Origin of the sequence: Haloarchaeobius lipolyticus (assembly GCF_051208015.1) — an archaeon.
In the GTDB taxonomy this organism is placed as follows: Archaea; Halobacteriota; Halobacteria; order Halobacteriales; family Natrialbaceae; genus Haloarchaeobius.
Genome location: NZ_JBPKGF010000004.1, coordinates 81799 through 102512, shown reverse-complemented (window position 1 = coordinate 102512; position 20714 = coordinate 81799). Strand labels below are relative to the sequence as shown.

Genomic DNA, 20714 nt, shown 5'->3' with positions numbered 1-20714 from the left:
CTCAGTGACAGAAGTCGCGGACGTCCTCGGCGTCCCACGCGTTGAGCACGTTTTCGGGTTCGGCCCAGCCGCGGCGAGCGGTGTGGACCCCGTACCGGACGTACTCGAACGTCTCCGGGCGGTGCGCGTCCGTGTTGACGACGATGGTCGCCCCGGCGTCGACGGCCGCCTTCACCGGTCCACCGGAGAGGTCCAGCCGGTGCGGGTTACTGTTCACCTCGAGCGCGACGCCGTTGTCGACGGCCGCCTCGGCGAGCCGGTCGACGTTCACCTCGAGGCCCGAGCGCTGGTTGAGCAGCCGGCCGGTCGGATGGCCCAGGATGTCGACCGAGGGATGCTTCATGGCCGCGACGAGTCGGTCGGTGCCGTCTCCGTCGAGAGCCGCGTGCGGCGAGGCCACGACGACGTCGAGTTCGTCGAGCACGTCGTCGCCCACGGAGATACCGCCCTCTGCGTCGATGTTGGCCTCGACGCCGGCGAACACCTCGATGTCGGCGTCGTCGCTCGCCGCGCGGATCTCTTCGAGCTGGTCGAGGAGCTCTTCGTCCGAGAGACCGACACCACCGACCACGCCTGGACCGGTCGCGTGGTCGGCGATGCAGAGGTAGTCGTGGCCGAAGTCTGCCGCGCCCGCGACCATCTCTTCGATGGTGTTCTTCCCGTCCGACCAGTCGGTGTGGGTGTGCAGGTCGCCGCGGATGTCGTCCGCCGTGAGCAATTCGGGCAAGTCGCCGGCGGCGGCCGCCGATATCTCCCCGCGGTCCTCGCGGAGTTCCGGCGGAATCCACGGTAGGTCCAGGGCCTCGTACATCGACTCCTCCGTGTCTCCCCCGATTCTCGTCCCGACGCGCTGGCCGGCGTCGGGGTCGTCGACATCGTCGACCGCGAACGCGCCGTACTCGTTCAGCTTGACGTCGCGGTCGATGGCGTAGTTCCGGAGCCGGACGTTGTGCTCCTTGGAGCCGGTGAAGTACTGGAGCGCCGAACCGAACTCCTCGTCGACGACGACCCGCAGGTCGATACGCATGCCCTCGGCACGGACGGCCGCCTTCTCGGAGCCAGCCTCGATGACGCGGTCGGCCTGGTCCCAGTCGGTGAACGCCTCGACGACCGCCTCACCCGACTCGGTTCCGACGAGGACGTCGACGTCGCCGATGGTCGCCTTCCAGCGTCGCAGTGAACCCGCCACCTCGACCGAGTCCACCGCGTCCACGCCCTCGAGGTAGTCGACGATGGCGTCCGCGACCGGTCTGGCGTCCCCGAGCAGGGTCCGTTCGCCGGCCGACTTCGCGAACTCGATGTTGTCGAGGATGTTCTGTTCGGTCTTCGGGCCGAAGCCCTTCACCTCGCGTATCTGTTCGGCGCGTGCGGCCGACTCGAGGTCCTCCAGCGTCTCGATACCGAGCTCTTCGTAGAGCGTCCCGACCGTCTTCGGGCCGACGCCCTCGACGCGGAGCAGTGCCGTCATGTCCACGGGGAGCTCCGCCCGAAGGTCCTCCAGCTCCTCGATGGAACCGGTCTCTGCGTACTCGACCACCTTCGAGGCGATGGCCTCTCCGACGTGGTTCAGTTCCTCGACCGCGTCCTGTCCCTCGGCAACGAGGTCGTCGAACGAACCCTGGTACTCGCGGATGCTCTCGGCAGCCCGGCGGTACGCGTTCGGCTTGTACTCGACCCCCTGCGCGTCGAGCAGGTTCGCGAACTCCTCCAGTCGTGTCGCAACGTCGTCTTTGAGCGTCATCGTATCGAACTCACTGCCGCGGGCCGCTATCTCGGCCCAGTGCCTTCTTCAGGAAACTCATCCACCGCTTCTGGTCGGCCGCCTCCTGCGCCTTCGCCTCGCGCTCGAGGCTCGTTGGCCCGAGACTCTCCAGCGCGTTGAGGGCCCGGTCGATACCGACGACCGCGAGGACGAGCTCCTCGCCCTCCTCCCGTGTCATCTCCTCCCACTCGTCCTCGAGTCGCTGTTTGCGCTGGAGGCGCTCGCGCCGGAGGTTCCGCTTGGCCTGGTCGACGCGATCGCGTTCGCCCGCCGGAATCGTGTCCCGGCGCTTTATCTCGAAGACGAACTCCCGGAGGTCTATCTCCTCGCCCTGCACCTCGATGCGGTCCGGGATGTCCGCGCCGACGGTCGCCCCCTCGCGGTCGAGGCGCGCGAGGAGCTGTTTCTGCTCGTACGCTTTCACACCCGGTGCTCCGGGCCGCCGGAGCAAAAATCCTCGCCGTCTGTCAGGGCCGCCCCTCGACCCCGTTCGAGTCGTCGACGGCCAGCACGTCGTACCCGCACGGCTCAGCTCGCGAGTCGAGCGCCGATACGACGTTCGTGCTCGTTGATACCTTTACCGTCGTACCGCCCATCGCACCTGGTAGGGAACACACGTTCCCAGGCAGCCATGTCGACCACACGACCCTGCGTCCGACGACGGACCACGTCCATCCCCGGACAGCGGTCTGGCCGTCCGATGCGTTCGTTCATAGCCGGCATGGCGGTCGGTCAGTACCTTCGACCGACGACAATCTGATCTCAAATCCCGAATCCGTTACGGGCATCGGCGGGCGGTTCACAGCGCCGCCCGTCGGAGACACCCTTTCCTGCGACGACGACACGTCACCCGAACCGGTTCGATAGTACTCCTGTCAGGTCACCAGCGCCCGGGCAGGATAGTTTCCCGACCAGAACCCCCGAAAATACGCGACAGGAGCCGTTCCCAAACGCATTTGCGTGTCCCCTTCTTACGGTGAGCCAATGGCCGAATGCGACGAGTGCGGTGACCACACCAGTATGCCGTACACGTGCAACCGGTGCGGCGAGAAGTTCTGTGGGAAGCATCGCCTGCCGGAGAACCACGACTGCCCCGGCTTGCAGTGGAACGACCCGCAGGGCGTCTGGGGCGGTGGAGATTCGAGCGAGAGCACTGCGAAGAGCGGTGGCGCCCTGTCCAGTCTCGGGTTCGGCACCGGTGGACTGATGAGCTACTTCAAGGGCAACATGACCTTCGTCTTCCTGGCGCTGATGTGGACGACGTGGGCGATGCAGTGGCTCATCCTGCCGACCCTGACGAACATCGACCCCTACACCCAGACCTGGGTAGACATCTTCACGCTCCAGAGCGCACATCCGGAGTACGTCTGGGCCTGGTTTACCTCCATCTTCGCCCACGGCAACGGCTTGATGCACATCGCCGGCAACAGCATCGTGATATTCTTCTTCGGCCGACTGGTCGAGCAGTACATCGGCTCCCGGGACTACACGCTGTTGTTCCTGGGAAGCGGCGCACTCGCCGGACTCGGCGCTATCGGGTTCTCTCTCATCCAGAGCGGGAACACCATCCTGCTCGGGGCGAGCGGTGCCGCGCTCGCCATCATGGGCGTGCTGACCATCATCCGGCCGAACCTCACGGTGCTCATCTACTTCATCATCCCCGCACCGATCTGGCTCATCACCGGCCTGTACGCGCTGCTCAGCGTGACCGGCATCCTCGCCGGCGGGCTCGGCGGCGGCATCTCGCACGAGGCGCACCTCGTCGGGCTCGTCATCGGTATCATCTACGGCCAGCAGGTCAAAGACGAGATACACCTCCCGCGAGAGACCAGCCTTGGCGGCGGGAGAGGTGGCGGCGGCCGTCGACGTGGACCCTTCTGACATGGGTGAACGGTTCGTCCCCGACCCCGGCGCGAGTCGGGGCGAGATGGAAGCCCAGCAGCGCGAAGTCGCCGCCGAAGCGATCTTCCACGATGACTTCGACTTCGACCCCGGGCTGGTCGGAACGGAGACGGGACCGTTGGTCGCCGGTGTCGACCAGGCGTTTCTCGACGAGAAGGCGGTCAGCGCCATCGTCGTCACCCGGGGCGAGTCCGTCGTCGAACGGACCTTCGCCGTCACCGACCTCTCGATTCCCTACATCCCGGGCCTGCTCTCGTTCCGCGAGGGCGGCCCAATCATCGACGCCTTCGAGACGCTGGAGACGGACCCGGACCTCGTCCTGTTCGACGGCAGCGGCCGAATACACTTCCGGCAGGCAGGAATCGCGACGCACATGGGCGTCATCTTCGACGTGCCTAGCATCGGTGTCGCGAAGAGCCTGCTCTGTGGCTCCCCGACGGAGGACACCGAGAACCTCCCCGAAGGCGCCCGTGTCCCCATCGAGGCGAACGGCAGGATGGATGCGCCCTCCGGAACCGTCGTCGGTTACGCGGTCCAGACACGCCAGTACGACAGTCCCAACCGGCACATCAACCCGCTCATCGTCAGTCCTGGACATAGAGTCGGGGCCGAGACGGCCGCCGACCTCGTCGCGAACCTCTCGACGGACTACAAGCTCCCGGAGCCGACGCGGCTGGCCGACGCGTACGCGGACGAGGCGAAACGAACCATCGACACTTAGGTGCCCCGCGTGAGAACGCCGGGACATGACAGACGCCGCAGATACGTCGGAGGCCTCCGGAGACGGCTCGAACAGGCCAGAGCCCACGCTCGAGACGGTGCTCATCACAGGCTGTTCGTCCGGCATCGGCCGCGAAACCGCGAAGGCGTTCCTCGAGGAGGACTGGCTGGTGTACGCGACCGCTCGCGACACCGATGACATCACGGACCTCGCGAAGCGTGGCTGTGAGACCGCCGAACTCGACGTGACTGACCGTGGACAGGTCGAACGCGTCGTGGACCGCGTCGTCGACGAGGCAGGCCGACTCGACTGCGTGGTCAACAACGCCGGCTTCGCACAGATGGGACCGGTCGAGGACATCCCGACCGACCGGTTCCACGAGCAGATGGACGTCAACCTCTACGGTCCCCACCGGCTCGCCCGCGCCGCGCTCCCGCACATGCGCGATGCGGAACGCGGGAGCATCATCAACGTCTCCAGTGCCCTCGGTCGGATCACGTTCCCCGGGGCTGGTGTTTACTCCGCTTCGAAGTACGCTCTGGAGGGGATGAGCGACGCGATGCGGATGGAGACCGCGGCGTTCGACGTCGACGTCGTCCTCGTCGAGCCCGGGCCGGTCGAGACGGAGTTCTACGACCGTGCGGACGACGAGCTCGAAGGACTCCCCCGCTCCGATGCCTACGCGGACCTCTACGAGATGTTCGACGGGGCGAGCGCCTTCGGTGGTGGCGGGCCGATGGCGGTCCAGCCCGAGGACGTCGCCTCCGTCATCCTCAACGCGGCGAGCAGTACGGACCCCGACCCGCGCTATCCGGTCGGCGCGATGGCGAAGTACTTCATGCTCGCGCGGTTCGTCCCAGACCGGTGGCGAGACACGGCCTTCAAGCTGTTCCGCCGGTTCGCGACGTAACCACAAGACGCCGGACCTCCGGACGACTCCACGCGTGGGTCGGATAGATGGCGAACAGACGGTACGACTACCCACGCGCCGGTGTACCGTACAACCGCTGACCGGGCGCGTGGCGGCTCAGTGATGCACGGACGGTCTGGCCGCGTCCTGGTATAAAAGCTCAGTCCAGGCAGGCGGCGACGGTCCGAAGCATCCGCTCGCCACACACCTCTTCTGCGAACAGCGGGACGCGCTTGATGTCGTGCCCGCGGAAGACGTCCTGAGCCTCAGCGAGGGCGCTTTGCTGGACGTCCCAGCGCCGCTGACAGAACTCACACGAGTCGAGGTTCGGCTTGACGAACTCGCTGGCGTCGAGTTTGTCCGTCACGTCGGCCAGGTCCTCCATCACCTTGTTGACCACGACGGTCCCGACCGGGATGCCGTACTCGTCGAGCTGGGCGAGCAACCGTTTGGACTCGAAGACGCTCATCTCCTCGGGGACCATGACGACGCGGAAGTCTGTCTTCGCCGGGTCGCGAAGTATCTCGCGCAAGCGCACGATCCGCTCCTGCATCGCTTCGAGGTCGTCCGGCATCCCGTCGTCCTGCTGTGGCGCGTCGCCGAACATCCCCTTCAGCCCGTCCATCATGCCGCTGAACTGCTGGCGAAGCTTCAGCATCCGCCCGAGCATCGTGTCCATCACCTCGGGGAGTTCGAGCAGCCGGAGGGTGTGTCCCGTCGGTGCCGTGTCGACGACGACGCGCTCGAATCGAGGGTCGTCGAGGTACTGGAGGAACAGCTGCATCGCGGCAGCCTCGTCGGCGCCGGGCATCGCACCGCCCATCAGCTGTTCCATGGGGCCGCCGTCGCCGCCGAGCAGGTCGCCCAGCCCACCCATACCGCCCATCGGTCCGCCTGCTCCCGCGCCGGAACCGTCGCCACCGGCGTCTGCACCGCCACCGAACATCGCGGTTCCTCGTTCGATGGCGACCTCGGGGTCTATCTCGGCCGCGTACAGCGGAACGTCGCCGCGGATACGCGTCGGCTCCGCCGGAATCTCGGTCTCGAAGGTGTCCGACAGCGAGTGGGCCGGGTCGGTCGAGACGACCAGCGTCGCCGTGCCGTCTTCGGCGCTCGCGAGGGACGTCGCGGCGGCCATCGTCGTCTTCCCGACGCCACCCTTGCCGCCGTAGAGGACGTAGTCCGGGGCGTCGATTCCGTCGAGCGACACGTCGTCGGTCGACGTTCGCTGGGAGTCGTCCGTGACGTTCACGTCGACGTTTCCGGGACCGTCGCGGTCACCCGATTGGCTCGACTCTTCTACCTCGTCGACCGGCTCGACGGTGATATCGCTCATGGCCGCAGGTATCGGACGAGGACTTGTGTACTTCCCGGTCTGGAGGTCTCGAACGTGGTCGGTTTCCGTTCAGTCGAAGTAGTGGGCGAGCCGTCTCGCAGCTTCTTCGACCCGCGGGGTGACGAGCGCGAACCTGAACCAGTCGCCCCGTGAGTCGCCGAACGTCTCACCAGGCATACCGGCGACGCCCGCCTCGTCGATGAGTCGTTTCGTGTTCTCGACGCTTCCGGGAGTGCCGTCGAACCGGGCCATCACGTAGAACGCACCGTCCGGGCGGGTGTACTCGGCCCCGGCTTCGTCGAGCGCGCCCGTGAACGTATCGACCCGCTCGCGAAGGAGCTCACGGTTCGCCTCGTGGTACGCCGGGTCGGTCTCACGGAGGGCGTGCAAGACGGCGTACTGAGACGGCCGGGAACCGGCGACGTTGACCAGCATGTGCCGCGACTTCGCCGCCTCGACGAGGTGGTCGGGGAAGACCGCGTAGCCGACCCGGAAGCCGGTGATGGCGAACGTCTTCGAGAACGAGTTGGTCACGATGCGGTGGTCGGAGTCCACGGAGAGCGCGCTCGTGAACCGCCCCGAGAGGTCGTAGTGGTCGTACACCTCGTCGCTGACGAGAAGCGCGTCGTACTCTTCGGCGATGGCGACGAGCTCGCGGACGGTCTCCTCCCCGTAGACCGCGCCGGTCGGGTTGTTCGGCGAGTTGACGACGATGCAGGCCGTCTCCTCGCTGGCAGCCTCGCGCACGTCTGCCGGGTCGAGCCGACCCCGGTCGTCGGCCGAGACGTACCGCTGGGTGCCGCCCAGCATCGTCGTCTTGCCGGGGTAGTACGGGTAGACGGGGTCTGTGAGCAGTATCTCGGAGCCCGCATCGCGTTCCATCGCCCGCGCCATCGCGAGGTAGTTCGCCTCCCCACCGCCGTTCGTGATGACGACCTGGGCGGCGTCGACGTTCCGTCGAGCGGCGATCTCCTCGCGAAGCTCGCGCAGGCCTTCCGACGGCGGGTACTGGAACTGGTCCGAGTCGAGGTCCGCGTACTCGTGAAGCGCGTCCCGCAGGGATTTCGGTGGCTCCCAGTCGGGGTTCCCGCTCACCATGTCGACCACGTCGCGGTCCGCCTCCGCCGCATGTGACATTATCTCGAAGAACAGCGGCTTCTCGTACTCCATACCGCGACTCTCGACCGCATCCGCTGTCGTTCTTTCGGGAGCGAGTCACTGCCTTCAAATCGGATGCTCGCTTCGGGTCGCACATGGACGTGGCGAAACGACTGGGCGACGCGTTACGCGAGCGCGAGCAGACCATCGCGACGGCGGAGTCCTGTACCGGTGGGCTCGTCGGAGCCCGACTGACGTCGGTTCCGGGCTCGTCTGACTACTACGAACAGGGCGTGGTGACCTACGCCTACGGCGCGAAGGAGCGACTTCTGGGAGTCAACCGCGAGGACCTCGACGAGCACGGTGCGGTCTCCGAACCCGTCGCTCGACAGATGGCACAGGGTGTGCGGGACACGGCGGACGCGACCTGGGGGGTCTCGGCGACCGGCATCGCCGGCCCGTCGGGCGGCAGCGAAGAGACGCCCGTCGGGACCGTCTACGTCGGCGTCGCGTACGCCGGGCCGTGGGGAACCGAATCGTCGTACACGACCGTCGAACGGTACGAGTTCGACGGCGACAGAGCGTCGGTCCGCGAACAGACGGTCGAGCAGGCGCTGTCGGACGTCCTCGACGAGCTGGAAGGGCAGGAATGAACAAGAAAGGACACGTCATGAACGCGGTGTTGCTGAGCATCGGCCTGGGGTACGTCCTCGAACCCGCAGGGACGGAGGCGACCTTCGTCAAGATCGTCGAGGTCGGCCTTCCCGTGACGCTCGGGGCGCTGTTCCCCGACGTCGACACGGAGTTCGGCAAACACCGGAAGACGCTGCACAACCTGCCCGTCCTCGGGCTGTTCGTCGCGTTCCCGTACGTCTTCGGTAACCTGGAGTTCGTCTGGCTCGGCGTCCTCACGCACTACGTGCTCGACGTGATGGGGAGCAAGCGCGGCATCGCGCTGTTCTATCCCTACTCGAAGGAGTACGGGCTGCCGGTCGGCGTCGCCGTCAAGAGCGACCATGCGGACCTCGTGACCGTCGTCATCACCGGCTTCGAGCTCGTAGTCTGCTACCTGCTCGTCTACCACGTCCCTTGGGCGTCGCTGGAACTCGGTCGGACGGTGCAGGCGCTCGGGCTGTAGTTGCCGAGACAGCAAACCCTCGTATCCACCCTCTTCCTCAGTACACCGCGACGTCGTCGAACCGACCCTGATACGCGATGTGTCGCGGGTGAGTCGGCTCGGTTCCCTGCAAGAACAGTCGGTCTATCTTGTGCCAGGAGTTCTCCCAGCCGAGGTGTGCGAACTCCGCCATCGAGCGGATTCGGTGGCCCAGGCCGTTTCGCTGGACCACCTCTCGCGGGGCACCGTCTCGAATCCCGTCGACGAGGCCGGAGACGGAGTCGAACGCCCGGTCGAACTCGGTCCAGACCTCCCCGATGCTCGGACGGATGTGCGCGTACGACGAACCGAACGCCGGCCGCTCGCTCTCGTCGACGAGCTCCTCGGCCCGTTCGTCGGTTCCGAACAGCAACTTCGGGTTGTACGATTCGACCGCGTGTATCTGGTCTCGCCACCGGCGGATGTCGCCGCGGTTGAAGCTGACGTTGAGGAACGCCGGGTGCGGTATCAGGACGGCGGCGTCCTGGCGTTCGAGTTCCTCCATCGCCCCTGTCAGCGTGATGAAGTCGGGTATCAGATCTTCGAGGCCGACCGCGAGGATGTGCTTGCGGTTCTTCCAGTCGCCGGTGAATATCTCGCGGGCGGGGACCACGAGCAGCTCGTCGTCGGAGAACGCCTCGGCTCGCCGTCGAATCTCCGGCAGCCGAACGAAGTGTGGTGCGTAGACGAGTGCGTCCAATCCACGTGCTTTCGCACGCTCGACTACGGCTTCGTCTAGCACTTTCACGTGCATATCGACACGGAACCCGGCGCTCTCCGTCACGCTCACTGCTTCCGCTACCGTCATGTTAGTGGTTCCGTTTCGGCATCGGGGACAACAGTCAAATAGCCGACTCTCGTACTCTCGCCAACCGATGCCGTGGGAATGCGGAATCGACGGGTGTGACGGGAGGTATGGGACGGTCGAGGATCTGGTGGTCCACCAGAGCGCAGAGCACGAACGGCAGGAGTGCAAGGTGTGCGGCGTGGTCGTCCCCGACGGCTACCTCGCCATCAGACACGCCTTCAGCGAACACTCGCGGGCCGAGTACGTCCGCGCCTATGGGGCGAGCTCGCAGGAGGTCAGAGAGCGCGAGGAGATTAAGGACCTCGTCGAGGAGGTCGCCGACCTCCAGTCCATCGTCGAGCGACTCGGCGGGACGTCGGCGTAGGAATCACTGCCCGTTCTCACGGAGGCGATTCGACGGTCGAAGAGCTACCACTCTTCGCTTTCTCGCGGCTACGCCGCTCGAATAATCGAGGAACTACCGTTCCTCGCTGTCCAGCACCCGGATCTGGTCACCACGCACGGTGACCGGAATCGGGACCGTCGCCTCGTAGAGTTCCACGGTGACCTGGTCCTTGCCCTCGTCGATACGCTGGACCTGCGCCTTCTCGCCCTTGAACGGGCCAGCGATGAGCTCGACGATGTCGCCCTCCGCGATACCCTCGACGTCCGGGGTCGGCGAGAGGAAGTGCTCGACCTCGGCGATGTCGGACTCGCCCGGGATGACGCTGCGGGCGTGGGGGATGTCGTCGAGCACGCGCTCGATGATGTTGAAGTCGTCCGCCTCGACCATCACGTAGCTCGTCAGCGAATCGGGAGCGAGCGCTGCGTGGATGGTGGGCTCTTCGCGGTTCATGATCATGTCGGCGACCGTTCGTTCCTGACTCGCGGTCGTCTTGACGGCGTAGATAGGCATATTAGGCTGGTACGAACTGCATCACGAAGGCGATGAGAAAGCCCATCGTGCCGACGAACAGCACGCCTGCACCGGCGATCTTGGCGATCTGCGAGAACTCCTGCCAGGAGGGGGTGCTCGCCATCTTGAGCACCCTGACGTAGGAGCTGAGGTCTTTGGGAACGTCCATGCCGGGGCGTTCGTCATCGGGACTTTTCTATCTATCCTTTCGCAGGACGGTCCGGGAAACGCGACGAGTGGCCAGGTGACGGGCGGCGCAACGCGGTCTCCCCGCGGAAGCGCACGGCTCCTGAACGTTGTCAGCCGTCTCGAAAAAACTCCTTGCCGAACGAAGCCGTCAGTCGACGAAGTCGATGTCCTGCTGGACGCCCTGGGGCTGCTGGGTCTGCTGGGGCTGTGTCTCCTCGGTGCGCCCGTATATCTGCGGGGAGTCGACGCCGGTGACGACGATCATCGTCCGCATGCTCCCGTCGAGGCTCTCGTCGATGGAGGTCCCCCAGATGATGCGGGCGTCGGGGTCGATACGGTCGTATATCTCCTCGACGACGCCCTCCGCCTCCTCGATGCTCATGTCGGAGCCACCCGTGACGTTGACGAGTGCGGAAGACGCGCCGGAGATGTCCACGTCGAGCAGGGGCGAGCGGAGCGCGGCCTTCACGGAGTCCGTCGACTTCGCGTCGGAGTCGGACTCGCCGAGGCCGATCATCGCGACGCCACCGCGTTCCATCACGGTGCGGACGTCGGCGAAGTCCAGGTTGACCAGCCCGGGCTTCGTGATGAGTTCGGTGATGCCCTTGACCGAGCGCATGAGGACCTCGTCGCTCACCTTGAACGCCTGGCGGACCGGCAGTTTACCGACGGAGTCGAGCAGTCGGTCGTTCGGGACGACGATGACCGTGTCGCTCACGTCGCGGAGCCGTTCGAGACCGGCTTCCGCGTTGGTCCGTCGAACCTCGCCCTCCGCGGTGAACGGCGTCGTGACGATAGAGATAGTGAGTGCACCGGTTTCGCGAGCGGCTTTCGCGACCACGGGCGCCGAGCCCGTCCCGGTACCGCCGCCGAGACCGGCGGTGACGAAGACCATGTCAGAGCCCTCGATGGCCTTGTATATCTCGTCCTGGGATTCGAGTGCAGCTTCTTCGCCGACCTGTGGGAGCGAGCCGGCGCCGCGGCCGCCGGTCTTCTGCTCGCCCATGAGTATCTTCGTGTCGGCGTCTATCTCGACGAGATGCTGGACGTCGGTGTTCGCCGCGACCAGCTTCGCGCCGTGGATACCTTCCTCGTGCATCCGGTCGATGGTGTTGCCGCCGCCACCGCCGCAGCCGACGACGGTGATGTCGGTCTGCAGTTCCTGCAGTACGTCTTGCAGTTCCTCGTCGGTCATCGTCCCCGTTCGGGTCGGGCCATCGTCCTGCCCGGCTCCCCCGGCGAAGTCGGAGTTCGACGACTCCGACTCTCCCTCGGCCTCGTCGATAGCGTCTTCAACGATCGAATCCATCCTTAGCACCCATTATTTTATGGAGGTTAATTACCTTTCCCCCACTGTCGGACGGCCGTCAGACGATTGTTGCGCTTCCGAGACGGTTCGACCAACCAAACTGGCGGCTCAGAGAACGAACCGGTCGACCCGTTCCGTCGAGACGTCCTCGGGTGTGACAGTTCGACCGTCGACGTCGACGGATTCGCCGTTCGCCAGTCGGCCGAAACTGGGTCCTTCCGGAACACCGATCTCGGCCGCGCGTGCCGGGTCGAACGCACTCGTCGTCGCGACGACCGCATCTTCCTCCCGGGTCACCGAATCGTACTTCTCCTCGAGTAGCCCCACCAGACCGTCCACGAGGGCGTCGAACCCGGCTTCTGAGACCGCAGCGCGGCCCTCGACTCGGGTGCCGTTCTGGACGGTTTCGTAGGCGACCGTGTGAGCCGAGGCGAGGCCGAGTACTCGCTCGCGGTCGATTCCCTGGGCCGCGTCGAGCAGTTCTTTCGGAAGCTCGCGGACGCTCCACGCACCGTCCCCGACCTCCAGCTCGTCTTTGGTGGGCTCGTCGCCGGCATCGCCGAACCGTAGTCCCTCCTCGACGGGGCAGATGGCCGACTCCAGTTCCGCGACGAGGCCGAGGTCGCGGCCGTCGACCTCGCGGAGCCAGGTCTCGGAGACGACGCGATAGCCGAGCGACTCGAGTTCCTCGCACAGCACCGGATGGTCTCCGTCGACGAGGGCGTGTTCGGCGCCGCTGTTCTCGAACGCCTGCCGGAGTACGTCGCGATGCTCGGCCGGATGGCCCATCGCGTCGATGCCCCAGTCGGCGGCGATGTGGCCGACGGCCCACTCGGTCTCCCGAACGACGCGCTCGAACCGCGGCACGTAGTGGTTCCCGCCGAAGCCGACCACGGTTCGCTCGCGGTGCGGGTCGACGCCCTCGATGTCCAGAATCGCGCGGGCCACTGCTTCCGCGCCTGCCGGGTCCGTCCACTGTTCCTCACCACTTCCAAGTTCGACGAACATCGAGGGGACGCCGACCGAACTCGGACCGTGGTGCGTACACTCCATGCCAACGTCGTACGACCCGGGGGCATGTCGGTCGAACGCCCCAACGAGGGCCTTCTGGGCGTTCGGACACGCCTCGGCGAGTGCGTCGTCCTCGCCGCCGTACTCCGCCGGGCCGAAGTTGCCCGTGAAGTGCGCCGTGAGCAGGGCGCCCGTATCGCCCGCGTGACGCGAGGCGAACACGAGCATGTCCGGGTCGTCGAAGGCAGCCGCCACGTCGTCGAGGTCGAGGTGCAGGTCGTCGAACTCCCGAAGTTCGAACCCAGTTGACCGGTAGACGGTCCCGCCGCCCTCGCCGTCGGGGCGGCGCTCGTCCTCGCTCGTCTCCCAGTCCGCGAGGTGGAGCAGGTGCTCGCCGACGTGTTCGGAGGCCGAGTCAGCGCGAGAGACGACGATTGCGATCACGGGCGACCGTTGGAGAACGGAAAACAAGTCGGTGTCGGGTCGGGACGGACGGCGAGAATGGCCGTCCGGTGGTCGGGGACAGCGGTTCCCTCTCAGTCGGAGTGGTCTGCGGCGGGGCTCTCACCGCCGACTCGGTCCGCCGTGGAGTGGAAGATACCGACGAGTGCGTGGCGGCGACGCCAGAACAGGACCGCCGAGAGAATCAGATAGAGGACGGTGTAGCCGTGGAGCAGGTCCATGCTGAGCCTCGTCGCCGCTTCGCCGGAGGTCGTCAGGATGATGGCGTACTCGCCGACCACCTGCGAGACGAACAGGACGAGCAGTGCGACCGCCTCGCGAAGGCTTATCTCGAAGTTGGTGATGATGCCGATGGCGAACAGGCTTTGCGCGGCCGTGATCCAGACCTCTGCCGCCTGTTTGTCGTCGAACGGGAGCGTGCCGATCTCGCCCAGTGCGAAGCTGTAGACGATAGCCAGCGTCCCGATGAGCAGGGTCCACTGGTTGAGCTTCGAGGAGATGAGCGCGTTGAACCCGGCCGTCGAGCGGGCTTTGTTCACCAGGTAGGCGACGACGATGAGCTCGGGGCTCTCCGAGGCCAACGGAGCGATCCACTGGATCATGAAGAACGGCGGGACGCCGGCGGCCTCACCGATGGACTCGAGGCCGTGCGCGAACGGATGGACGGCCGTGTATATCATGATGGCCGAGTAGAGGAACAGGGAGATGGACGACATGGCGCGGTAGCCGAAGGGGAGCTCCTGCAGGTACGCCGGGACGCCGACCTGTTCTTCGTGCTCTTCGACGTCGCCGCGGACGATGATGAGGATGTACGTGATGTACAGACCGAGGAGGACCACGGTGTCTGCGACCCCGATACCACCGTTCAGCGGGACGAGGAACGCGAAGACGGTCGCCACGAGCAGGAAGACTATCTCCAGCCCGAGGTCGCGGTCGAGCGAGACGCTGCTCTTGAGGAAACCACTGCGCTGGGACACGGCCGGGTCCTTCGCGGCGGCAGCCCGGTAGACCGTGAACAGGGCGATGCCGGACCAGCCGAGGCCGATGAGGATGCGGTTCGCACCCGTCATGTTCGCCACGGCCAGGTTCGCATCGTGACACGCGGCGGCGACCGTTCCCGGTTCGGCGTTCTCCACCTGCTGTTTGGTGAACTGGGCGCACGCTTCCGCTGTCGCGCCACCGTCACCGGCGCCGAAGGCGTAGAGGGCGTCGACAGCGTACTCCGGGGCGACCGCCAGCACCGCGAGCACGGCGATGGCGAACGCCCTGGGGACGTCTTTCTCAGCCGTCTCGGCCCCCCACGCGAGCATGAACGACGCGCCGAGGACCGCGAGACCACTCACTGCGACTGTTCCGAGGTGCGAGAGATGGAGCGCCTCGGGGCCACCCAGCAGCTCCACACCGACCCACGGAGCTGTGAGTAGCGCGGCGAGGACCAGGGCGGCCAGCGGGTGCTGTAGCCGTTGCTTCAACATATCCCAACCGACCGCGAACGCGAACGTAATGCTTGTGATTTTGGGAAGGTAACCGACGACTAGAATGCCAGAGACACTCACGCCAGGCGAACTGACCGACGAACGCACCGCCCGCATAAAGGTACTAATCTAGACATTACCGCGCGTCACTTTTCTACTGTGTCGCCCTACTTATAGTATGTTCGAGCGCATCGTCATCGCAGCGGACGGGAGCGACTGTGCTACCCGCGCTGCCAGGCTGGGCGTGGCCATCGCCGCGAAGTTCGGCTCGCACGTGACGGCCGTCACGGCGGTCTCGACCGAACTCGACGAGGCCGATGTGACCACCGTCCTAGATACGGTCGAGTCGTTCGGCGACGCGGCCGGCGTCTCGGTGGAGAAACACGTGGTCACCGGTCACCCCGCGACGGCCATCGTCGATATCGCAGACCGCGTCGACGCCGATACGGTGGTCATGGGACGGCAGGGTCACACCGGGATGAGAAAGCGCGTCTTCGGTAGCGTTACCCGGCGCGTCCTCCGTACCACCGAACGTCACGTCCTGACGGTTCCCGAGGGCGACATCCCGGTCGGCGAGTTCCGCCAGATCCTCGTCCCGACCGACCAGAGCGCCTCGGCCGACGTGGCACTCGCTCCGGCGTTCGAGATAGCCAGACGCTACGGCGCGAGAGTCCACCTGCTGACCGTTGTCGACGTTCGTCGGGAAGCGGGTCCATTCAGCGCCGGCGGCGTCGACCGGGAGTACGTCCAGACGTTGCTCGGGGCGGCTCGCGACGAGCTGGTCGAACTCGCCGAGGAGTCCGCGGAACGGCTGGACGGACTCGACGTCGAACTCGCGACGGAGAAGGGGGCTCCGAGTGCAGGTATCGGGAAGTACGTCGAGGAGAACGACATCGACCTCATCGTGATGGCATCGACGGGCGAATCCCGACTCACGGGACAACTACTCGGAGGCACCACCAGCCGCGTCCTCCGGACCGCAGAAGCTCCCGTCCTCGTCGTCCACCCGGCGTCCTGACACGGGCCGGCGCAAGATTCCCAGCCTGCGGACGACTTTTCACCGGTGCCACCGATCACTCGGGTGATGCAGGTCTACGGACTCGTCGGCAATCCCGTCGGACACTCGCTCTCGCCCCCGATGCACGAGGCGGCCTACGAAACCCACGAACTGGATGCGCGGTACGTAACCTTCGAACCCGAGCCGAAGGCTCTCCGAACCGCAATCGAGGGCGCGGACGCCCTCGGGATCCGTGGGCTCAACGTCACCATTCCGTTCAAACAGGACGTCCTCGACCTGGTCGAGCCAGACGACCTCGCCGAGCGAATCGGTGCCGTGAACACCGTCGACTTCTCCGGAGACCGGCCGACCGGTCACAACACAGACGCCGGCGGTGCCCGACGTGCCCTGGAGGAGCAGGGGAACGCGACCCTCCACGGTTCCACCGCAGTCGTCGTCGGTGCGGGCGGTGCCGGCCGGGCAGTCGCGTTCGCCCTCGCCGACGCGGGAAGCACCGTCCACGTCGTCAACCGGACCGTGCCGAAAGCCGCGGAACTCGCTGAGGCCGTCCCGGGAGCCACCGGACACGGGCTCGACGCCCTCTCGGAGCTCGTTCCGGCAGCGGACGTGCTCGTCAACGCGACCAGCGTCGGGATGGAAGAGGACGTCTCCCCCGTTCCCGCGGACGACCTTCACGACGGACTCGTCGTTCTCGACGCCGTCTACGCGCCGCTCGAAACGCGACTGTTGCGGGACGCGGATGCCGCCGGCGCGACCACGGTCGACGGCGCCTGGATGCTTCTCTATCAGGGTGCTGAGGCGTTCGAGCGCTGGACCGGGTTGGACGCCCCGATCGATGCGATGAACGACACGCTGCGCGCACGACTCCGGAGCCACAGGTAGCGGGTTTAAGTGCCATCACCCGATATCCCCCTGTAATGGCACTGTTCAAGAAGTTGAAGTCGCTGCTTGGGCTCGGCGACGACTCGAAGTCGCAGTCCACGCGTGACGTGGGTGTCACCGTGGAGAAAGAGCGGCGAGAATCGGAGTCGCCGTCCAAGCGCGAGGGTGCGGTGGAAACGGAATCCGAGACCGAGACGGGCGAGACAGCCGAAACGTCGGCCGAGATGAGCGTCGAAGACGATGCCGAGGAGTCGGTCACCGACGAGATAGTGGAGGCCGAAGCGGACGAGGCCGAAGCGGACGAGAGCGCCGACGACGGCGCCACCCCAGACGACAGCACGGAAAGCGACACCGTGACGGCCGTCGAGGAGGCAGAGCCCGAGGAGTCGGCCACCTCTGACAGACCGGAGACCGACGAGGAGCCGGAGATCGACGAAGACGAGACGGCACCCTCTGAAGCGGCGGAACCGGAGGACGAGGGAACGCCGGTGCAGGACATCAAGGGTATCGGTCCCGCCTACGCCGAGCGTCTGGAAGGCCTCGGCATCACGACCGTCTCAGACCTCGCGGATGCGGACCCGGCGGAGGTCGCCGAGGGAACGGATATCGCGGAGACCCGAATCGACGGCTGGATCAAGCGCGCTCGAGCACGCCGGTAGTCGAGAGAACCGCAAAACGGTTACGTCCCCTTCTCCTCCCTCCGAGCATGACAGACCCCCGCGTCGAGACCAGTCGCCGCCGATTCGAGGCGACGGCGTCGGACGCGCCGGCGGGGGCCCGCGTGCCCGTCGAGGTCACCGTCACCGTCGATGACCCGTTCGAGGCGTACCGCCGAGCTCGCGATGGCGAGTGGAACGCCTACCTGGAAACGACCGGCGGACAGCCGGGCTGGAGCTACTTCGGCGTCGACCCCGTCGAGACACTGACCGTCGAAGCCGACGCCGACTCGGAACTGCTCGAAGCCGATTCGGGTTCACCAACGCTGGAAGCCCTGCAAACCGTCGTCGATTCGGGAACGCTCGTCCGCGGCGACTGTGACGTTCCCTACCCGTGCGGAGCGGTCGGCTGGCTCTCCTACGATATCGCACGAGAGCTGGAGACGCTCCCGGCGAACGCGGTCGACGACCGTTCCCTCCCGACCCTGCAGGCGGCCGTCTTCGACCGGCTTGCAGCCTGGGAGGCACCGGCCGACGACGGCCGGACGACGCTCCGAATCGTCGCGTGCCCCATTCTCGGAGACGACCTCGCCGCAGCGTACGACCGTGGGGTCGAACGGGCGCTCGACCTCGTCACCCGTATCGAGACCGGCGACCCGTCCATCGGGCCGCCCCCCGCCGACACGCACGACGCGACGTTCGAGAGCGACTGCGGTCCGGAGGCGTACGCCGACCGCGTCAGGAGGGTCAAGGAGTACGTTCGCGACGGCGACACCTTCCAGGCGAACATCTCGCAGCGGCTCGTCGCACCAGCAGCGGTCCATCCGGTCGCCGCGTACGACGCCCTCCGAACCGTCAATCCAGCGCCGTACTCCGGGCTACTGGAGTTCCCGGGTGTCGACCTCGTCAGCGCGAGTCCCGAGCTTCTGCTCGACCGCAACGGGCACGACATCCGGACCGAACCCATCGCCGGAACCCGCCCCCGGGGGCAGACACCCGAGGAAGACGACGCGCTCGCCGCCGACCTCACCAGCGACGAGAAAGAGCGTGCAGAACACGCGATGCTCGTCGACCTCGAACGGAACGACCTCGGGAAGGTCAGCGAGTACGGGAGCGTCGAGGTCGCGGAGTACCGTCGGGTCGACCGCTACTCCGAAGTGATGCACCTCGTCTCGGACGTTACCGGGCGGCTCCGCGACGGAGAGACCCTGGCCGACGCGATAGCGGCGGTGTTCCCCGGCGGGACCATCACCGGCGCCCCCAAGCCCCGGACGATGGAGATCATCGACGAGCTCGAAGCCACCCGCCGTGGCCCCTACACCGGCAGTATTGGTATCTTCGGCTTCGACGACCGGGCGACCCTCAACATCGTCATCAGGACCCTCGTCCGGTACCGCGACGAGTACCACCTGCGCGTCGGTGCAGGCATCGTCCACGACTCCGTGCCCGAACGGGAGTACGAGGAGACACTCGACAAGGCGAGAGCCCTCGTCAACGCCGTCGACGACGCACTCGGGGACCGTGCCGGGCTGACCGTCGGGGAGGTGAGCGATGACTGAGATACTGGTCGTCGACAACTACGACTCCTTCGCGTACAACCTCGTGCAGTACCTCGGAGAGTACGCGGACGAGGTCGTCGTCCGACGGAACGACGCCATCGACGTCGCGGGGATTCGGACGCTGGACCCCGACGGCATCGTCGTCTCGCCGGGGCCGGGCACGCCAGGGGAGGCTGGCGTCTCGGTTCCCGTCTTCCGCGACCTCGACTATCCGACGCTCGGGGTCTGTCTCGGCCACCAGGCGCTCTGCCTGGCCAACGGCGCACCCGTGGTCCACGCGCCCGACGTCGTCCACGGCAAACCATCCGTCATCGACCACGACGGCGAGGGTATCTTCGCTGGCCTGCCGCCGACCATCCGCGTCGGGCGGTACCACTCCCTCTCCGTCGAGCGCGAGGCCCTCCCCGACTCGCTCGAGGAGACCGCGACCACGGCGGACGAACGCGACGTGCTGATGGCGGTTCGCCATCGGGAGAAACCACACATCGGCGTGCAGTTCCATCCCGAGAGCATCCTCACGGGCGACGTGAGCGAACCGGAGTCCGGCGCACACCTCTCCCTCCGAGTGGGCAAGCGCCTCGTCCAGAACTTCGTCGAGGGATGCAGTACCACGTAGATGGCGAGCTGGTGCCGGCCGACGAGGCCCGCGTCAGCGTCGAGGACCGCGGGTTCCAGTACGGCGACGCCTGCTTCGAGACGATGCGAGCCTACGGCGGTTCGGTGTTCGAGTGGCAAGCTCACGCCGACCGGTTGCGCCGCTCCTGCGACGCGCTCGGGTTCGAGCACGGCTTCTCCGACGACGAACTCCAGCGGCGAATCGACGAGACGCTCGCTGCCAACGACCTCGACGACGCCTACGTCAAGCTCTCCGTGACCCGCGGGGTCCAGCCGGGCAAACTGACCCCGTCACCCGAGGTGTCGCCGACGGTCGTCGTCATCGTCAAACCGCTCGCGCGCGGCGGGATGGGAGCCGATCGGGTCTGGGACGGCCCGGCCGTCCTCCAGACGACGAAGACCCGCAAGCCGCCGGCCAACTCCCTCCCGCCGGGAGCGAAGACCCACAACTACCTGAACGGAATCCTGGCGAAGAACGAGCTCGTCGCGGGCGCGGACGAAGCACTCCTTCGCGACCAGGAGGGCACCGTCTGCGAGGGCGCGACGAGCAACGTGTTCTTCGTGAACGAGTCCGGGCTGCACACGCCGACTGCGGAGCTACCGCTGTTGCCGGGCATCACCCGGTCGGTCGTGCTCGACCTCGCTCGCGAGGAGGGAATTCCCGTGTGGCAGGGGCGGTACTCCCCGGAGGACGTACGGACGGCGGACGAGGCGTTCCTGACGAACTCGACCTGGGAGGTCCGGCCGGTCTCGAAAGTCGACGGACTGGAAGTCGGCGGCGGCCCCGTGACCGCACTGCTCCAGAACCGGTTCGACGAGCTCGTCGAGCGTCGCCACTACGACGGGGAGCGACTGGAGTCGGAGGCAGATGACGGCGCGGACTCGGTGCGCAGAGCCGACGACGTGCGCAAAGCTGACGACGAGTGATGGGGTCATCAGCGCAGTTGCTC

Annotated in this window: 22 protein-coding genes; 12 read left to right on the top strand and 10 right to left on the bottom strand. The window is 66.4% G+C overall.

The features are described 5' to 3' along the window. Window position 1: 1 nt before the first annotated feature. A complete protein-coding gene (gene polX, locus ACSC1Y_RS12815) occupies window positions 2-1741 on the bottom strand; it encodes a DNA polymerase/3'-5' exonuclease PolX (protein WP_435335279.1) in 1740 nt (579 codons plus the stop codon). A 10-nt stretch (window positions 1742-1751) separates the two neighbouring features. After that, entirely contained in the window at window positions 1752-2186 is a 435-nt protein-coding gene (locus ACSC1Y_RS12810; RefSeq protein WP_435335278.1) for a DUF5788 family protein, read from the bottom strand. A 560-nt stretch (window positions 2187-2746) separates the two neighbouring features. On the opposite strand from ACSC1Y_RS12810, the gene ACSC1Y_RS12805 reads away from it, so the two are divergent. The 3 genes from ACSC1Y_RS12805 to ACSC1Y_RS12795 are packed head-to-tail and all read left to right on the top strand — an operon-like array spanning window position 2747 to window position 5295. After that, complete coding sequence (locus ACSC1Y_RS12805) at window positions 2747-3643, top strand: rhomboid family intramembrane serine protease (protein ID WP_435335276.1); 897 nt, start codon at window positions 2747-2749, stop codon at window positions 3641-3643. Between the two features lies 1 nt (window position 3644). After that, a complete protein-coding gene (locus tag ACSC1Y_RS12800) occupies window positions 3645-4385 on the top strand; it encodes an endonuclease V (protein ID WP_435335275.1) in 741 nt (246 codons plus the stop codon). Window positions 4386-4410: 25 nt separating this feature from the next. Next, entirely contained in the window at window positions 4411-5295 is an 885-nt protein-coding gene (locus tag ACSC1Y_RS12795; RefSeq protein WP_435335274.1) for an SDR family oxidoreductase, read from the top strand. A 160-nt stretch (window positions 5296-5455) separates the two neighbouring features. On the opposite strand, the gene ACSC1Y_RS12790 is transcribed toward ACSC1Y_RS12795, so the two are convergent. Beyond that, a complete protein-coding gene (locus tag ACSC1Y_RS12790) occupies window positions 5456-6631 on the bottom strand; it encodes an ArsA family ATPase (protein ID WP_435335273.1) in 1176 nt (391 codons plus the stop codon). A 69-nt stretch (window positions 6632-6700) separates the two neighbouring features. Beyond that, entirely contained in the window at window positions 6701-7801 is a 1101-nt protein-coding gene (locus tag ACSC1Y_RS12785; protein WP_435335272.1) for a pyridoxal phosphate-dependent aminotransferase, read from the bottom strand. Window positions 7802-7884: 83 nt separating this feature from the next. Here ACSC1Y_RS12785 and ACSC1Y_RS12780 point away from each other — a divergent pair, with 83 nt between their 5' ends. Next, complete coding sequence (locus ACSC1Y_RS12780) at window positions 7885-8382, top strand: CinA family protein (RefSeq protein WP_435335271.1); 498 nt, start codon at window positions 7885-7887, stop codon at window positions 8380-8382. Continuing rightward, complete coding sequence (locus tag ACSC1Y_RS12775) at window positions 8379-8867, top strand: metal-dependent hydrolase (protein WP_435335270.1); 489 nt, start codon at window positions 8379-8381, stop codon at window positions 8865-8867. Before ACSC1Y_RS12780 ends, ACSC1Y_RS12775 begins: the two co-directional genes overlap by 4 nt. Before the next feature lie 37 nt (window positions 8868-8904). On the opposite strand, the gene ACSC1Y_RS12770 is transcribed toward ACSC1Y_RS12775, so the two are convergent. Beyond that, a complete protein-coding gene (locus tag ACSC1Y_RS12770) occupies window positions 8905-9639 on the bottom strand; it encodes a PHP-associated domain-containing protein (protein WP_435335783.1) in 735 nt (244 codons plus the stop codon). A gap of 121 nt (window positions 9640-9760) precedes the next feature. Between ACSC1Y_RS12770 and ACSC1Y_RS12765 the strand changes: the two genes are divergently transcribed. Then, entirely contained in the window at window positions 9761-10057 is a 297-nt protein-coding gene (locus tag ACSC1Y_RS12765; RefSeq protein ID WP_435335268.1) for a DUF7565 family protein, read from the top strand. 93 nt (window positions 10058-10150) lie between these two features. Here ACSC1Y_RS12765 and ACSC1Y_RS12760 read toward each other — a convergent pair whose 3' ends face one another. From ACSC1Y_RS12760 to ACSC1Y_RS12740, 5 genes are all read right to left on the bottom strand, one after another. Further along, window positions 10151-10588 (bottom strand): transcription elongation factor Spt5, encoded by a 438-nt coding sequence (locus ACSC1Y_RS12760; RefSeq protein WP_435335267.1) that lies wholly within the window; start codon window positions 10586-10588, stop codon window positions 10151-10153. 1 nt (window position 10589) lies between these two features. Next, window positions 10590-10757 (bottom strand): protein translocase SEC61 complex subunit gamma, encoded by a 168-nt coding sequence (locus ACSC1Y_RS12755; protein ID WP_435335265.1) that lies wholly within the window; start codon window positions 10755-10757, stop codon window positions 10590-10592. A 168-nt stretch (window positions 10758-10925) separates the two neighbouring features. After that, complete coding sequence (ftsZ, locus tag ACSC1Y_RS12750) at window positions 10926-12086, bottom strand: cell division protein FtsZ (RefSeq protein WP_435335264.1); 1161 nt, start codon at window positions 12084-12086, stop codon at window positions 10926-10928. 108 nt (window positions 12087-12194) lie between these two features. Then, window positions 12195-13541 carry a D-aminoacyl-tRNA deacylase gene (locus tag ACSC1Y_RS12745; protein ID WP_435335263.1) on the bottom strand — a complete coding sequence of 449 codons (1347 nt, stop codon included), beginning with the start codon at window positions 13539-13541 and terminating at the stop codon, window positions 12195-12197. Window positions 13542-13633: 92 nt separating this feature from the next. Further along, window positions 13634-15031: a calcium:cation antiporter family protein gene (locus tag ACSC1Y_RS12740; RefSeq protein WP_492772535.1), complete on the bottom strand. Its 1398-nt coding sequence runs from the start codon at window positions 15029-15031 to the stop codon at window positions 13634-13636. Window positions 15032-15212: 181 nt separating this feature from the next. Here ACSC1Y_RS12740 and ACSC1Y_RS12735 point away from each other — a divergent pair, with 181 nt between their 5' ends. The 6 genes from ACSC1Y_RS12735 (at window position 15213) to ACSC1Y_RS12710 (ending at window position 20691) form a co-directional block, all read left to right on the top strand. Continuing rightward, window positions 15213-16052, top strand: coding sequence for a universal stress protein (locus ACSC1Y_RS12735; RefSeq protein WP_435335261.1), 840 nt, complete (start codon window positions 15213-15215; stop codon window positions 16050-16052). Window positions 16053-16118: 66 nt separating this feature from the next. After that, on the top strand, window positions 16119-16934 hold the full coding sequence (locus ACSC1Y_RS12730; RefSeq protein ID WP_435335260.1) for a shikimate dehydrogenase: 816 nt from the start codon (window positions 16119-16121) through the stop codon (window positions 16932-16934). 35 nt (window positions 16935-16969) lie between these two features. Further along, window positions 16970-17593, top strand: a complete 624-nt coding sequence (locus ACSC1Y_RS12725; RefSeq protein ID WP_435335259.1) for a helix-hairpin-helix domain-containing protein — start codon at window positions 16970-16972, stop codon at window positions 17591-17593. Window positions 17594-17640: 47 nt separating this feature from the next. Beyond that, the gene (gene pabB, locus ACSC1Y_RS12720) at window positions 17641-19149 is read left to right on the top strand and encodes an aminodeoxychorismate synthase, component I (protein ID WP_435335258.1); all 1509 of its coding nucleotides are present in this window, start codon (window positions 17641-17643) and stop codon (window positions 19147-19149) included. Beyond that, complete coding sequence (locus tag ACSC1Y_RS12715; RefSeq protein ID WP_435335257.1) at window positions 19142-19765, top strand: anthranilate synthase component II; 624 nt, start codon at window positions 19142-19144, stop codon at window positions 19763-19765. Before pabB ends, ACSC1Y_RS12715 begins: the two co-directional genes overlap by 8 nt. Beyond that, window positions 19750-20691 (top strand): aminotransferase class IV, encoded by a 942-nt coding sequence (locus ACSC1Y_RS12710; protein WP_435335256.1) that lies wholly within the window; start codon window positions 19750-19752, stop codon window positions 20689-20691. Before ACSC1Y_RS12715 ends, ACSC1Y_RS12710 begins: the two co-directional genes overlap by 16 nt. Window positions 20692-20714 lie beyond the last annotated feature (23 nt).